The 15,348-nt window shown below is 51.1% G+C and carries 16 protein-coding genes; 10 read left to right on the top strand and 6 right to left on the bottom strand.

Translation table 11 applies throughout. The features are described 5' to 3' along the window. Positions 1–421: 421 nt before the first annotated feature. The 6 genes from ACTHTU_RS04655 to ACTHTU_RS04630 all read left to right on the top strand — a co-directional run bounded on the left by ACTHTU_RS04655 (position 422) and on the right by ACTHTU_RS04630 (position 7,262). Positions 422–2,467 carry a TonB-dependent siderophore receptor gene (locus ACTHTU_RS04655; RefSeq protein ID WP_440361901.1) on the top strand — a complete coding sequence of 682 codons (2,046 nt, stop codon included), beginning with the start codon at positions 422–424 and terminating at the stop codon, positions 2,465–2,467. 115 nt (positions 2,468–2,582) lie between these two features. Further along, positions 2,583–3,545 carry a siderophore ABC transporter substrate-binding protein gene (locus tag ACTHTU_RS04650; RefSeq protein WP_440361900.1) on the top strand — a complete coding sequence of 321 codons (963 nt, stop codon included), beginning with the start codon at positions 2,583–2,585 and terminating at the stop codon, positions 3,543–3,545. Positions 3,546–3,775: 230 nt separating this feature from the next. After that, on the top strand, positions 3,776–4,744 hold the full coding sequence (locus ACTHTU_RS04645; protein ID WP_036472618.1) for an ABC transporter permease: 969 nt from the start codon (positions 3,776–3,778) through the stop codon (positions 4,742–4,744). Continuing rightward, positions 4,734–5,705, top strand: a complete 972-nt coding sequence (locus ACTHTU_RS04640; RefSeq protein ID WP_063068312.1) for an iron chelate uptake ABC transporter family permease subunit — start codon at positions 4,734–4,736, stop codon at positions 5,703–5,705. The genes ACTHTU_RS04645 and ACTHTU_RS04640 overlap by 11 nt, the downstream gene beginning before the upstream one ends. An 88-nt stretch (positions 5,706–5,793) precedes the next feature. Beyond that, complete coding sequence (locus tag ACTHTU_RS04635) at positions 5,794–6,420, top strand: FmdE family protein (RefSeq protein ID WP_440361899.1); 627 nt, start codon at positions 5,794–5,796, stop codon at positions 6,418–6,420. Positions 6,421–6,503: 83 nt separating this feature from the next. Then, complete coding sequence (locus ACTHTU_RS04630; RefSeq protein WP_107867869.1) at positions 6,504–7,262, top strand: iron ABC transporter ATP-binding protein; 759 nt, start codon at positions 6,504–6,506, stop codon at positions 7,260–7,262. Positions 7,263–7,516: 254 nt separating this feature from the next. Here the strand turns inward: ACTHTU_RS04630 and ACTHTU_RS04625 are convergent, their stop codons facing one another. The 4 genes from ACTHTU_RS04625 to ACTHTU_RS04610 all read right to left on the bottom strand — a co-directional run bounded on the left by ACTHTU_RS04625 (position 7,517) and on the right by ACTHTU_RS04610 (position 9,976). Next, positions 7,517–8,809 (bottom strand): valine--pyruvate transaminase, encoded by a 1,293-nt coding sequence (locus ACTHTU_RS04625; protein ID WP_440361898.1) that lies wholly within the window; start codon positions 8,807–8,809, stop codon positions 7,517–7,519. Between the two features lie 140 nt (positions 8,810–8,949). Then, positions 8,950–9,108 carry a DUF1328 domain-containing protein gene (locus tag ACTHTU_RS04620; protein WP_039862543.1) on the bottom strand — a complete coding sequence of 53 codons (159 nt, stop codon included), beginning with the start codon at positions 9,106–9,108 and terminating at the stop codon, positions 8,950–8,952. Between the two features lie 72 nt (positions 9,109–9,180). Next, positions 9,181–9,375 (bottom strand): CsbD family protein, encoded by a 195-nt coding sequence (locus tag ACTHTU_RS04615; RefSeq protein WP_440361897.1) that lies wholly within the window; start codon positions 9,373–9,375, stop codon positions 9,181–9,183. A gap of 301 nt (positions 9,376–9,676) precedes the next feature. Continuing rightward, positions 9,677–9,976: a porin gene (locus ACTHTU_RS04610; RefSeq protein ID WP_440361896.1), complete on the bottom strand. Its 300-nt coding sequence runs from the start codon at positions 9,974–9,976 to the stop codon at positions 9,677–9,679. A gap of 94 nt (positions 9,977–10,070) precedes the next feature. Between ACTHTU_RS04610 and ACTHTU_RS04605 the strand changes: the two genes are divergently transcribed. From ACTHTU_RS04605 to ACTHTU_RS04590, 4 genes are all read left to right on the top strand, one after another. Then, entirely contained in the window at positions 10,071–10,901 is an 831-nt protein-coding gene (locus tag ACTHTU_RS04605) for a carbon-nitrogen hydrolase family protein (RefSeq protein ID WP_440361895.1), read from the top strand. A gap of 9 nt (positions 10,902–10,910) precedes the next feature. After that, complete coding sequence (ruvC, locus tag ACTHTU_RS04600; RefSeq protein WP_003684216.1) at positions 10,911–11,456, top strand: crossover junction endodeoxyribonuclease RuvC; 546 nt, start codon at positions 10,911–10,913, stop codon at positions 11,454–11,456. A gap of 78 nt (positions 11,457–11,534) precedes the next feature. Further along, positions 11,535–12,419: a lipid A biosynthesis lauroyl acyltransferase gene (locus tag ACTHTU_RS04595; RefSeq protein ID WP_440361979.1), complete on the top strand. Its 885-nt coding sequence runs from the start codon at positions 11,535–11,537 to the stop codon at positions 12,417–12,419. Between the two features lie 771 nt (positions 12,420–13,190). Then, positions 13,191–13,985 carry a 3'-5' exonuclease gene (locus ACTHTU_RS04590; protein ID WP_070713811.1) on the top strand — a complete coding sequence of 265 codons (795 nt, stop codon included), beginning with the start codon at positions 13,191–13,193 and terminating at the stop codon, positions 13,983–13,985. An 83-nt stretch (positions 13,986–14,068) separates the two neighbouring features. Here the strand turns inward: ACTHTU_RS04590 and prmC are convergent, their stop codons facing one another. Next, positions 14,069–14,881 (bottom strand): peptide chain release factor N(5)-glutamine methyltransferase, encoded by an 813-nt coding sequence (prmC, locus tag ACTHTU_RS04585; protein WP_070713813.1) that lies wholly within the window; start codon positions 14,879–14,881, stop codon positions 14,069–14,071. Then, positions 14,871–15,332 carry a hypothetical protein gene (locus ACTHTU_RS04580; RefSeq protein WP_440361894.1) on the bottom strand — a complete coding sequence of 154 codons (462 nt, stop codon included), beginning with the start codon at positions 15,330–15,332 and terminating at the stop codon, positions 14,871–14,873. The genes prmC and ACTHTU_RS04580 overlap by 11 nt, the downstream gene beginning before the upstream one ends. Between the last annotated feature and the right edge of the window lie 16 nt (positions 15,333–15,348).

Raw genomic sequence — 15,348 nt, 5'->3', positions numbered from 1 at the left:
TATGCTCCGATAAATAGTTTGAAAACAATCATCTGCCTTCATCCGGCAGATGCGGTTTGAAAAAGAAGGCGGCAAGTTTGTCAACAAACTTACCTTAACACAGCGGCAAATTAGGGTTCGGCACGATAAATTCAAGGGAAGAAGTAAAAATTTTCTATGTGGGGTCGTCTGAAAACGGGCATAACAGGTTGCGCACCATCACCACCCTACTTTCAATGCTGATCAAGCAGGCAGACATTTTCAGACGACCTTTTACAGACGGCGGGCTTCACATACTTCAATCAACAAAAAACCAGACACTATCGGCACAAATCTATGCACACCTTTACAAAATAATATCCTAGCTTTAAAATAAATAAAAATTATTATTAATAAATAATTTATCGATTAACTGAAACTTATCCAACAGAAGGAAATTTCCATGACTTCGCCCCTGTTCCGCTTCAGCCTGCTTTCAATGGCACTCGCCGCCGGTTTTGCCCACGCGGAAAACGAAGCAAAAGAAAGCGTTACCCTTGATACCGTTACCGTAAAAGGTGACCGCCAAGGCAGCAAAATCAAAACTAATATCGTTACCCTTCAACAAAAAGACGAAAGCACGGCAACCGATTTGCGCGGATTGTTGAAAGACGAACCTGCCATCGATTTCGGCGGCGGCAACGGCACGTCCCAACACCTGACTTTGCGCGGCATGGGTCAAAACTCGGTGGATATTAAGGTAGACAATGCCTATTCCGACAGCCAAATACTGTATCACCAAGGCCGTTTCATCATCGACCCTGCGCTGGTCAAAATCGTCTCTGTACAAAAAGGCGCAGGTTCGGCATCTGCCGGTATCGGCGCAACCAACGGTGCGATTATTACCAAAACAGTCGATGCCCAAGACTTGCTCAAAGGTTTGGACAAAAACTGGGGTGTGCGCCTCAACAGCGGCTATGCCAGCAATGACGGCGTAAGCTACGGTGCAAGCGTATTCGGCAAAGCGGGCAACTTTGATGGCTTGTTCTCTTACAGCCGCAACGATGAAAAAGATTATGAACCCGGCAAAGGCTATACACACAGCAACGGCGGCAAAACCGTACCATTCAGCGCGCTGGACAAGCGTAGCTATCTTGCCAAAATCGGCGCAAACTTCGGCGACCACCGCTTAGTGTTAAGCCACATGAATGATCAACACCGAGGCATCCGTACCGTCCGTGAAGAGTTTACCGCCACTAACAACCCGCGTCTGACCTTGGAACGCCAAGCCCCGACCTACCGTGAAACCAGCCTCTCCAACACCAACTTGGCATGGACAGCGAACAACTTGGGCTTTGTCGAAAAACTGGACGCCAACGCCTACCTCATGAAAAATGAACGCTATTCGGCCGATGACAGTAAAAACGGTTATGCAGGCAACCTGCCCGGCCCGAGTACGACCGTTATCGAAACCAAAGGCGCGAATTTCAATCTGGACAGCCGCATTGGCGAAAACACATTGATTAAATACGGCGTCAACTACCGTCATCAAGAAATCAAACCGCCGGTATTCTTCAGCTCAGCCTTGAGCAATCCGAAGAAAAGCGATGCCGGTATTTACGCTGAAGCCATCCACGACATCGGCGACTTTACCCTCACAGGCGGCTTGCGCTACGACCATTTCGATATCAAAACCCATGACGGCAAATCCGTTTCCGACGGCACAGTCAACCCGAGCTTCGGCGTGATTTGGCAGCCACATGAATACTGGAGTTTCAGTGCCAGCCACAACTACGCATCCCGCAGCCCGCGTCTTTACGATGCACTGCGTCAACATGGACGTAGAAACGCCATCACGTCGATTGCAGACGGCACCAAAGCCGAACGTGCCCGCAATACCGAAATCGGCTTCAACTACAACAACGGCAACTTTGCCGCCAACGGTAGCTACTTCTGGCAAAAAATTAAAGATGCCGTCGCAGGTCCGCAACAACGCCACGATGCTGCTGGCAACCCGATTGCAGGCGTACGCGAAATCGTCAATGCAGGCTACATCAAAAACCAAGGCTACGAACTGGGTGCGTCCTACCGTACAGGCGGCCTGATGGCGAAAGTCGGCGTCAGCCACAGCAAACCGCGCATCTACGACACCCATCCTGAAAACCTGTTAAGTGCCAACCCTGAGTTTGCCGTACAGACCGGCCGTACTTGGACGACTTCCCTCTCCTACCGCTTCCAAAATCCGAATTTGGAAATCGGCTGGCGCGGACGCTACCTGCAAAAAGCCTCCGGTTCGGTATTGGTTCGCGACAAGGGTGAGGTCAAACGCAAAGGCTACGGCGTGAACGATGTGTTCGCCAACTGGAAACCTCTGGGCAAAGACACGCTCAATGTCAACTTTGCCGTCAACAACGTGTTTAACAAGTTCTACTATCCGCACAGCCAACGCGGTGAAACATTGCCGGGTATCGGCCGCGATGTCCGCTTGGGTGTAAACTACCGCTTCTAAGCAATCAGCTTGAAAAAGCCGTCTGAAAACAAAAGTTTTCAGACAGCATCTAGCTTTATAATCCGATACAAGTTATCATTTCGATTTACTTTATTTCCGACTACAGAGAAACTCTATGTTACGTTTGACCGCTTTAGCCGTATGCTGCACCCTCGCTTTGGGTGCGTGTTCACCAAAAGATTCTGCTTCCAATCAGGCGCAAACTGCTTCCGCTTCTGCCGCACAAACCGAAGGTGCAAGCCTGACCATTAAAACGGCTCGCGGCGATGCGAAAGTGCCGCAAAATCCAGAGCGTATCGCCGTTTACGATTTGGGCATGCTCGATACTTTAAACAAACTGGGCGTGAAAACCGGTTTGTCCGTCGACAAAAACCGCCTGCCCTACTTGGACGAATATTTCAAAACCACGAAACCTGCCGGCACGCAGTTTGAGCCTGACTACGAAGCACTCAACGCTTACAAACCGCAGCTCATCATCATCGGCAGCCGTGCAGCCAAAGCGTTTGACAAGTTGAACGAGATCGCACCGACCATCGAGATGACCGCCGAAACCGCCAATCTGAAAGAAAGCTCAAAAGAGCGCATCGACGCACTGGGTCAAATCTTCGGCAAACAGGCCGAAGCGGACAAGCTGAAAGCGGAAATCGATGCTTCGTTTGAAGCGGCGAAAACTGCTGCGCAAGGCAAAGGCAAGGGTTTGGTGGTATTGGTCAACGGCGGTAAGATGTCGGCTTTCGGCCCTTCCTCACGTTTGGGCGGTTGGTTGCATAAAGACATCGGCGTTCCCGCTGTTGATGAATCGATTAAAGAAGGCAGCCACGGCCAGCCTATCAGCTTTGAATACCTGAAAGAGAAAAACCCTGATTGGCTGTTTGTTTTGGACCGCGGCGCGGCCATCGGTGAAGAAGGTCAGGCTGCGAAAGATGTTTTGGACAATCCTTTGGTTGCCGAAACAACTGCATGGAAAAAAGGACAGGTGGTTTACCTTGTTCCTGAAACTTATTTGGCGGCCGGCGGCGCGCAAGAATTGCTGAATGCTTCCAAACAGGTAAGCGATGCGTTTAATGCCGCCAAGTAATTCGGCGCGGGCATAGCCGCCCGTTTCTTTCAGACGGCCTGAAGGATTTGATGACTCACATGGTCAAGTTGCTTGATCTGAAGTCATTGGATTTAGGCCGTCTGAAAATACATGGTGCAAATGGACAATTTTTGCCTGTTTGCATCTGTTTTTATGATGGGCAAACCTGCCTTTTTTGCCAAATACCTTAACCCTTCTTTCAGACGGCCTTATTTTTTCCGAACCATTTTATGTTTCACAAACCTTCATTTTTAAATGCGGTCAACGGTGTGGCGCTGCTGATATTGTTTGCCGTCAGCCTGTCGGTCGGCGTGGCCGAATTCAAATGGTCCGCCCTGTTTTCGCTATCCGACAGTCAACAGGTCATGTTCATCAGCCGCCTGCCGCGTACGTTTGCGATTGTGCTGACGGGTGCGTCGATGGCGGTGGCCGGTATGATTATGCAGATTTTGATGCGCAACCGTTTTGTCGAACCGTCGATGGTGGGCGCAAGCCAAAGCGCGGCTTTGGGTTTGCTGCTGATGACCCTGCTGCTTCCGGCTGCGCCGCTGTTGGCAAAAATGTCGGTTGCCGCCGTTGCCGCGCTGATCGGGATGTTGGTCTTTATGTTGCTGATCCGCCGCCTGCCGCCGACCGCGCAACTGATGGTGCCTTTGGTCGGGATTATTTTCGGCGGTGTGATTGAGGCGGTGGCCACCTTTATCGCGTATGAAAACGAAATGCTGCAAATGCTCGGCGTGTGGCAACAGGGCGATTTTTCCGGCGTGTTGCTCGGGCGGTATGAATTGTTGTGGGCAACGGGGATTTTGGCTTTGTTTGCCTATTTGATTGCCGACCAGCTGACGATTTTGGGTTTGGGCGAAACGGTAAGCGTGAACTTGGGGCTGAACCGGACGGCGATTCTATGGTCGGGGCTGATTATTGTGGCGCTGATTACGTCTTTGGTGGTCGTGACGGTCGGCAATATTCCGTTTATCGGCTTGGTCGTGCCGAACATCATCAGCCGCCTGATGGGCGACAAACTGCGTCAAAGCCTGCCTGCGGTGGCCTTGCTGGGCGCGTCTTTGGTGTTGCTGTGCGATATTGTCGGACGCGTGATTGTGTTTCCGTTTGAAATTCCGGTCTCTACGGTTTTTGGCGTAATGGGGACGGCTTTGTTTTTGTGGCTTTTATTAAGGAAACCTGCTCATGCCGTCTGAAAAAAATATCGGTTTTATGGCAGGAAGCAGCCGTCCGTTGTGGGTCGCCTTTGCGCTGTTGCTGGTTTCCTGCGTCCTGTTTATGACGCTCAACGTCAAAGGCGATTGGGACTTTGTCTTGCACCTGCGTCTGACCAAGCTTGCCGCGCTGCTGATGGTCGCCTATGCGGTCGGCGTGTCCACTCAACTCTTCCAAACGCTGACCAACAATCCGATTCTGACCCCTTCGATTTTGGGTTTCGATTCGCTGTATGTGTTTTTGCAGACCTTACTGGTGTTTACGCTCGGCGGCGTGGGCTATGCTTCCCTGCCGTTGACGGGCAAATTCGGCTTTGAACTGGTCGTCATGATGGGTGGCTCACTGCTGCTGTTCTACACGCTCATCAAACAGGGCGGACGCGATTTGTCGCGCATGATTTTAATCGGCGTGATTTTCGGGATTTTGTTCCGCAGCCTGTCATCGCTGCTTTCGCGCATGATTGACCCCGAAGAATTTACCGCTGCGCAGGCGAATATGTTTGCCACCTTCAATACCGTCCACTCGGAATTGTTGGGCATCGGCGCAATCGTGTTGCTCATCAGCGCCGCCGTAATCTGGCGCGAACGCCACCGCCTCGATGTTTACCTACTCGGTCGCAATCAAGCCATCAATTTGGGCATCAACTACACGCGCAATACCTTATGGCTGCTGTTGTGGATCGCCGCGCTGGTTGCAACTGCGACCGCCGTTGTCGGCCCGGTAAGCTTTTTCGGCCTGCTGGTTGCCGCGCTGGCCAACCATTTTTCCCCGTCGGTCAAACATTCCGTCCGCCTGCCCATGACTTTTTGTGTCGGCGGCATCCTATTGGTCGGTGGGCAAACCATCTTCGAACACTTCCTCGGCATGCAGGCAGTATTGAGCGTGGTCGTCGAATTTGCAGGCGGATTGGTATTTTTATATTTGGTGTTGAAAAAGAAATAAATTAAACGTGCCCAAACGCTCGCAAAAATAAACTCAGGCCGTCTGAAACCTTCAGACGGCCTAAGCAAACCCATAAAGGACAACACTCATGACACAAGAACGCCTCCCTTCATTCTTCGATAATGCCCCAATCATTACCGTCCAAGACGCATTGGCCGACTTCCTCGGCGCGGCCGAAAACGGCATCCTCACTTACTGCTACGCCGATGCCGTGCGCCTGTGCGGCCACTCCTGCCCGACCGTCGCCGGTGCCTACCTGATGGTGGTCAAAGGTCTGAAAGCCCTTTACGGCGCAGAGCTGCCGCAACGCGGCGACATCGAAGCCTTTATGCAGGGCGAGCGTGACGAAGGCACAACCGGCGTTACCGCTTCCGTTGTCCAACTCCTTACCGGTGCGGCACCCGAAACCGGCTTTGGCGGCGTAGGCCCAGCCGGACGCTTTGCCCGCCGCCACCTCTTATCCTTTGGTGCAGGCGAAATCAACGGCACACTCGCACTCCGCCGCCGCGATACCGGCAAAACCGTTGCCGTCAGCCTCAACGCCGCGCTCCAACCCTTTGCGCCGCAAATGCGCGACATCATGCCCAAAGCCGTCAGCGGCAGCGCAAGTGCCGACGAACTCAAACAATTCGGCGAGCTTTGGCAAGAACGCGTCCGCGCCTTCCTGATCGACCAAGCCGACAATCCCGAATTTGTCACCGTCAGCGAAATCTAACCACACCATACAGGAATAAAATTCAGACGGCCTCACGCTGAAAGGCCGTCTGAAACCCCAATTTCCCATTTTCGGACCCGCCTATGATTACCATCCGCAACGTCAGCCACACCATCGGCAGCAACCCCATCCTCAACGACGTCAGCCTCGACATCCCCGAAGGCGGCATTACCGCGCTGATCGGTCCGAACGGCGCAGGCAAGTCCACCCTCCTCTCCTTTATGGCTCGCCTGCAGCCCTTGGTATACGGCAACATCAGCTACGCAGGCAAAGACATCAAAACCACCCCCACCGCCGAACTCGCCCGCACGCTCTCCATCCTCACCCAAGAAAACAGCATCATGAGCCGCATTACCGTGCGCGACCTGCTCATGTTCGGCCGCTATCCCTACCATCAAGGCAGGCCGTCTGAAAACGACAAAACCATCGTCGAAGAAGCGCTTGCCGAGTTCCACCTGCAAGACTTTGCCGACCGTTACCTGACCGAGCTTTCCGGCGGCCAACGCCAGCGTGCCATGATTGCCATGGTGTTCTGCCAGCGCACCGACTACGTTTTGCTGGACGAACCGCTGAACAACCTCGACATGTATCATGCCCGCTCCCTCATGCAAATCCTGCGCCGGCTGACCGATGAACACAAGCGCACCACCGTCGTCGTACTGCACGACATCAACCAGGCCGCCGCCTATGCCGATTACGTCGTCGCCATGAAAAACGGCCAAGTCGCCATGCAGGGCAAGCCCAACGATATTTTCACCGCCGAAAACATCAAAACCCTATTCGATATGGACGTCAACGTCCTCGATTACGAAGGCAAAAAACTGGTTATCCACCATATCTAAATCCGACAAAAAGGCCGTCTGAAACCCGATTGTTCAGGTTTCAGACGGCCTGAGACCTTTGCAAAAATAGTCTGTTAACGAAATTTGACGCATAAAAATGCGCCAAAAAAATTCAATTGACTAAAACCTTCCTGATATTGAGCAAAAAATAGGAAAAATCAGAAAGGTTTTGCATTTTGAAAATGAGATTGAGCATAAAATTTTAGTAACCTATGTTATTTGCAAAGGTCTCGGCCTTTGTCTATTCAAAGCGTTTATTTTTTATCGTACAAACCGCGCACCACACGACCGATCGCGGCAATGCCTTTTTCCAGCGTTTCCGCGTCCTGAGCAATGCTCATACGGATGCATTCGTGTGCGTGCGGATAATCTTGCGTATCGATGCCGACAAAGAAATGCTCGCCCGGAATAATCAGCGTGCCTTCGGCCTTGAGCATTTCGTACAAGGTTTGCGACGAAACGGGCAGGTTTTCAAACCAAAGCCACAAGAAAATCGCACCTTCAGGCTTATGAATTTTCAACGGATACGCGCCCAATTCGCGTTTGAGCAGGGAAACCGCCGTTTGCGCCTGCCGACGGTAAAACGGCTGAATCACTTCATCGGCCAACTGTTTCAGACGGCCGTCATTTAACAGCGGAGCCGCAATCGCCGCGCCGAAACGGGTTGGCGACAGGTTCACAATCGCATTCAAACTGCTGACGGCTTTGACCACTTCCGGCGCAGCAACAATAATGCCGGTACGCACACCGGGCAGGCCGATTTTAGAAAGGCTGAAGCAGAGGATGATGTTTTCGTGCCAGTTGAGCGTTACATCGCTGTAAATAATATTTGGGAACGGCATTCCGTAAGCGTTGTCGATAATCAACGGAATCCCGTGTTCTTGCGCCAAAGCGTCCAAACGCGCCATCTCGCCGTCGGTCAGCACATTACCGGTCGGGTTGGTCGGGCGCGAACAGCAAATCGCACCGATTTTGCCCTCTTTCAATTCAGGCAGGCTCTCCAGCGCGTCAAAGTCCACGCGGTATTTGAAAAATCCCGCTTCGCCTTCGTGTTCGACATTTTCGATTTTCGGTTTTACCGAAATAAAATGCTGCCCCTCGACATGCACGTCGGCATAACCGATATATTCAGGCGCGAGCGGCAACAAAATGGCTTTTTCAGCCGTTTGGCCGTCTGAAAGATTGAATTTGCCGCCGAACAGGTTGAACAAATAGAAAAACGCGTTTTGCGAACCATTAGTCAGCGCGATATTGTCCGCCGCCAGATTCCAGCCGTATTCACGGTTGAGAAACTTAGTCAAAGCCGCAATCAGCGCCGCGTCGCCCTGCGGATTGGAATAATTGCCGATATTCTCAACAGCGTGTTCCGCCGCCAGTTTAGAAAACACATCGGCAAACACCGCATTGACTTCAGCAATCTTCGCCGGATTGCCGCCGCCAAGCATATTGATGGGCTTGTCGCTTTTGAGCGCGTCGCCCAAATCGTCCATCAACTGCAAAATACCGCTGTGTTGTGTGAATTTTTCGCCGAATGCTGAAAACTGCATGGAAACTCCGTTGCTGAGTGTGTAAAAAAATAAACCGCTATTATAAGAACAAAGGCCGTCTGAAAACCAGTTATCCTGATTTTTCAGACGGCCTATTTGACGGAATGGTGGCTTGATACAACCTTATTGGTCTACAGGTATTATTTCTTCCTGCCAAAAATCAGTGATATCACCGACAAGATCAAGAAACCGGCAAATAAAATTTTGGCTATGCCTGCCGCACTACCTGCAATACCACCGAAACCTAATACAGCTGCAATAATAGCGATGATAAAGAAAACGATCGAATAATGAAGCATCATTTTTTCCTTTCGGTTTAATATAAAAACGGTCAAGGGAGATACAACCGTTTATGGTGAAATTCAACGGTCTTAGTTGTTCAACCAATCATCAATTTCTTTTTCAGCTTCATCTTTAGTGCGACCGTAACGCTCTTGGAGCTTACCAGCCAACTGATCGCGCTTACCTTCGATGATTTCTAAATCGTCGTTTGTCAACTCGCCCCATTTTTCTTTGGCTTTACCTTTAAGTTGCTCCCATTTTCCTTTGATAATATCTTCATTCATGGTTATACCATCCTATCTTATTGATTAATATTTAACTCACGGATAAAACCGCTTGCATTTAACCTTACTTGATAATTTTTTAATTTGCAAGCAATGCCAATGCTGATTTTTTAATCAGCTACCCAATATTTTATTAATTTCATAAATAATCAATAAGTTATATAAAATTGTTAAATTTTGAAAATATTAAGATATTATTGATTACCGCCTTTTAAGTGTATTCTTTAAATCAATCGACCTCACTATAAAAAACAGGCCGTCTGAAAATCTTTCAGACGGCCTGTACTATTCAATCTTTCCTTTAACGGCCAAAATTCTCGCGGCGTTCGCGCCAGTCTTGGCGGATGGAGCCGCTTTTGCCGACCGGTGTGTCTTGTTCGACTTCCCAAATAAAATTCGTTCCGCCGCCAATCGGATGCGAGCCGCGCAAACCGATGTGACTGCCTTGGTCGGCAACGGCGGTTCGGCTGTATGTTTGGCCGCCGAAACGGGTTTGCGAGGTTTCGATGCCTCTTTTGATGTTGCCGTAAAGCTGTACGTCGGCGTGTGCGGCAAGTGCGGCGGTGGAAAGTGTGGCAGTGAGGAGAAGTTTCAAGTTCATGGTTTATCCTTTTTTGGAGAGGAATTGTGTGACGATTGTATCGGCCTTGTGCGTAAACAAGTTACAATTCTTGCAAAATCTGACAGGAGTTTTGATGATGCGCTCTTTACGCGCCACCGCTGTGCAAATGGTGTCGTCTACCGACCCCGAAACCAATATTGCCACCATGAGGCGACTTGTCCGCGAGGCGGCCGAACAAGGGGCGGATTGGGTGTTGCTGCCCGAATATTGGCCGCTGATGGGCAAAAGCGATACGGATAAGCTGGCATTTGCCGAGCCTTTAGATGATGGACGCGTTGGCGAAACCTGCCATCCCCGTTTTCAGACGGCCTTAAGCGAAACGGCAAGGGAATGCGGCGTGGTGTTGTTTGGCGGTACGGTTCCGTTGCAAAGCCCAGACGCTAGCAAGGTGATGAACACGATGCTGGTGTATGACCGCGACGGCAACCGAATCGGGCTTTACCACAAAATGCACCTTTTCGGCTTTTCCGGTTTGGGTGAACGCTACGCTGAAGCCGATACGATACTGGCGGGCAACGATGTACCGAAGCTGGGCGTAGACGATGTTCCGCTGGCGGCCGGCGTCTGCTACGATTTGCGCTTTCCTGAATTTTTCCGCGCGCAGCAGCCGTTTGATGTTTTGCTGTTGCCGGCCGCGTTTACCTACACGACCGGCAAGGCGCATTGGGAATTGCTGCTGCGCGCCCGTGCGGTGGAAAACCAATGCTACGTCATCGCGTCGGCACAAGGCGGACTGCATGAAAGCGGCCGCCGCACATTCGGCCACAGTATGATTATCGACCCTTGGGGCGATGTGTTGGCGACGTTGCCGGAAGGCGAAGGCGTGATTTGTGCCGATTTGGATACCGCGCGCCTGCAAAGCGTGCGCACGCGCCTGCCTGCCCTGAAACACCGATTACTTTAAACACGCACTATGTCCCAGTTCCAACCTACACGCATTCTCGGCATCGACCCCGGCAGTCGCGTGACCGGCTTCGGCGTTATTGATGTCCACGGCCGCGAACATCATTATGTTGCTTCCGGCTGTATCAAAACGCCGACCGGCGCGTCGCTTTCCGAACGCATCGCCGTGATTGTCCGCCATATCGATGAAATCATCCGCCACTATCAGCCGCATCAGGCGGCCATCGAGCAAGTCTTCGTCAACGTCAATCCGGCCGCGACTTTGATGCTCGGTCAGGCGCGCGGTGCCGCTATTGCCGCTTTGGTCATGCACGATTTGCCCGTGTTTGAATACACTGCGCTTCAAGTCAAGCAGGCTGTGGTCGGCAAGGGCAAGGCCGCCAAAGAGCAGGTGCAGCATATGGTGGTCCAAATGCTCGCACTTTCCGGCACGCCGCAAGCCGATGCCGCCGACGGACTCGCCGTCGCCCTCACCCACGCCCTGCGCAATCACGGATTGGCTTCGCAACTCAACCCTGACGGCCTACAGGTCAAGCGCGGCCGTTTCCAATGGTAAGCCGACATTCAGGCCGTCTGAAATCGTGTTCCAGCCCGTTTTCAGACGGCCTTTCGGTTATAATAGCCCTTTGCCCACATACAGCGAGCCTGCATGAAAGCCGCCTTCCTTTTTCTCTACCTCATCCGCCTGCTGCCTTTTTGCGTGTTGCACAAAATTGCCGACGCGATCGGTATTCTCGCCTATTACGCAGTCAAACCACGCCGCAAAGTCGGCGAGATCAACCTCAAAAAATGCTTTCCCGAGCTAAACGACAGCCAGCGCACTGCCCTGCTCAAACGCCATTTCCAACACATGGCCAAGCTGATGCTCGAATACGGCCTCTACTGGTACGCGCCTGCGGATAAGCTGCGCTCGTTGGTACGCTATCAATACAAACACCATCTTGACGAAGCCCTCGCCGCCGGCGAAAAAGTCATCATCCTCTATCCGCACTTTACCGCATTTGAAATGGCGGTTTACACGCTCAATCAGGATGTGCCGCTGACCAGCATGTATTCGCACCAAAAAAACAAAGCCCTGGACGAGCAAATCCTGAAAGGCCGCCACCGCTACAACAATGTTTTCCTGATCGGCCGCACAGAAGGCCTGCGCGCCATCATCAAACACCTGCGCAAAAGCGATGCGCCCTTTCTTTATCTGCCCGACCAAGACTTCGGCCGCAACGATTCCATTTTCGTTAATTTCTTCGGCATTCAGACGGCCACGATTACCGGCCTCAGCCGTATCGCCGGCATGACCAAAGCCAAAATCATTCCCGCCATCCCCACGCGCGAAGCCGACAATACCGTAACCCTGCGCTTCTATCCGGCTTGGGACAATTTTCCGACCGAAAATGTCGAAGCCGATACCCAGCGCATGAACGACTTCATCGAAGAGCGGGTACGCGAGCATCCAGAACAATATTTCTGGCTGCACAAACGCTTCAAAACCCGTCCCGAAGGCGAAAACAGCTTTTATTGACTACACTGAATTACAATTTGAATATGAAAAAAGCGGCGAAATCCTTCTTTCGCCGCTTTTTCATTTTAATTGAATCAAACCGAAACTCATGTTTGACTTCAAACAATCAAATAATATTCCGCTTTAAATGCTTTAAAAACAGCTTTTTTATCGCGATTGAAACTCTCAAACAACCCTATATTTTTTCTCAAATGAAAAACATCAGGCCCAATACACTTTTTTCATTTACATATTAAATTTAATTTCTTTTAAAAACAACATATTGCAAAATAGTTCATCTAAAAAAATACATTTTAATCATTCAAAATATGAAATAAAATTAAATTAAAATTTAAAAAAAATAAAATAAATATCTAACTTTTGAACAATTATGAAATATAATTGCAAAAATATGACAAGACCTGAAATTTATACCAAAACAAGCCTTCAGAAAAAAATACTTGGCAAACTGTAAAAATTCGCGTAAATTTCACTACATCAAATTACAAAATATTCAGACGGCCTCGCCGGTTTTAGATACTTTTGTAAGCAGTTTTCTAATATTGCAAGAAGTTGCGGTATTTTAGAGGATTTCGGTGCAATGCCCGAAATGAAAGTTTACTGATGCAGAGTTGAGCTGCATCTGTAAAGCCGCAGGTGAAAGCCTGTATTGTTTGTGAAGCGTAAATCTCTGATTTGAGGTATTGGGGCAATCCTGTGGGGGATTGCCTCTTTTTTTATCTGCGCCGTCATGCCACAATGGCATCATTCCTTATCCAACCCGATCACGCCATGACTCCGATACTCGCCTTCGACATCGAAACCATTCCCGACGTAAACGGCATCCGCCTGCTTTACGATTTGCCTGCCGATTTGCCCGACAACGAAGTCGTCCTGTTTGCCCAACAGCAACGCCGCGCCAAGACCGGCAGCGACTTTATGCAACACCATCTGCACCAAGTCGTCGCCATCTCCTGCTGTATGCGCTGGGGTCAGGACAAAATCCGCGTCAGCACCATCGGTGATCCCGAAGACAGCGAAGAAGTCATGATTGCCAAGTTCTTCGAGGTCATCGAAAACTATACGCCGCAACTCGTCAGCTGGAACGGCGGCGGTTTCGACCTGCCCGTCCTCCACTACCGCGCCCTGATACACGGCATCAGCGCAGCCCGCTATTGGGACATGGGCGACGGCGACTTTGGCGACAGCCGCGACTTTAAGTGGAACAACTACATCAGCCGCTACCACACCCGCCATTGCGACCTGATGGATTTGCTCGCCCTCTACCAACCGCGCGCCAGCGTGCCTTTGGACGATATGGCCAAACTCTGCGGCTTTCCCGGCAAACTGGGCATGGACGGCAGCAAAGTTTGGGACGCTTATCATGCAGGCCGTCTGAAAGACATCCGCGACTATTGCGAAACCGATGCCGCCAATACCTACCTGATGTATATGCGCTTTCGCATGATGAGCGGCGCGCTCGATGCCGACGAATACGAAGTCGAAATCAAACGCATCAAACACTATCTGGCCGTACAAGCCGAAGAAAAACAACACTGGGCGGAGTTCGTCGCTGCTTGGCGTTAAACCAGGCCGTCTGAACAGCTAAACCGGAAAACTAAAAGGGCGTGATCGACACGCCCTCTTTTAATTCCGATAAGCCATGCCCGCTAAGCAGGCAAACGCCCCAGCGTAACCCTGTCCAATCCTGCCAAATCCTGTTCGGTTGCCACTTCGGCAAAACCGTTCTCCAGCATAATGTTCCGCACTGCTTCGCCTTGATCATAGCCGTGTTCAAACAGCAGCCAACCGTTGGCTTTCAGGTATTTGGGGGCTTCTTGGGTAATATGGCGGATATGGCTGAGGCCGTCTGAAAAGTCGGTCAGCGCGTTTTGCGGTTCGAACCTCAAATCGCCTTGCGACAAATGTTCATCGCCATCCTCGATATACGGCGGATTGGAAACAATCACATCGTATCGGCCTTCAGACGGCCTGTCGGTATCAAACCACGAGCCCTGCGCAAACTCCACTTTTGCGCCCAATTCTGCCGCATTTTGACGGGCGGTATCCAAAGCACCGACGCTGATGTCGGATGCGCGAACATCGGCATCAACGCGTTCAAGCGCGACGGTTACGGCAATGGCGCCGCTGCCCGTTCCCAAATCCCACACGCGGCCTTGCGGCGGCAAGCGTTTGAGCACGGCTTCCACCAAATGCTCGGTTTCAGGGCGTGGAATCAGCACATGGGGATTGACGGCAAAACGTCGTCCGTAAAACTCGCGTTCGCCCAACAGATAGGCCATCGGCTCGCCTTTCAGACGGCGTTGCGCCAAAGTCTCCAAGGTTTGCAGGGCAGATTCCGCCAAATCGTCCGTACCGCGTGTAACCAGCTGCGCGCGCGTGTAACCCAGCGCATATTGCAACAACATCCGCGCTTCATTTTTGGGCAGTGCCGATTGGCGCAACCATTCATCAAGCGTCATTTTTCGTCCCATCTGCCAGCGTTGCGGCTTTTCTTTCCTTATTCTTTCCGGTAAACGTGCCGATGGTGGCAACAGCAAATGCGGCATACCACAAATAAAATCCTGCACCGTAACGCACGATATTCGCCGTATTTCCTGCTTCATCGACATGTACGGCTTTCACACTGAAAGCCACCAACGCCAAGCCCCAAAGTGCCGCATGGACAGGCACGACCTTCTTCCGCAATGCCAGCAAAACAATAGCCGCCAACCAAACATAATTCGCATAGGCCGCACAATACCTGATATCCAAAGAAGCAAATATCGACCCCAAAATCAAAACGGTCAAACCCTTCATGCTTTCATGATTGCCCAAATAAAATGCAACATTGGACAAAGACGCCATCCAAAGGGCAACCGACACCAGCAACATCACTATGGGAAAACTTGATTTCCGATTCTCTTCCTGCATGGTTTTATCCTAATGT

The sequence above is a fragment of the Neisseria sp. P0020.S005 genome, from assembly GCF_051957055.1.
In the GTDB taxonomy this organism is placed as follows: Bacteria; Pseudomonadota; Gammaproteobacteria; order Burkholderiales; family Neisseriaceae; genus Neisseria; species Neisseria subflava_A.
This window is presented reverse-complemented; position numbering and strand designations above follow the sequence as displayed.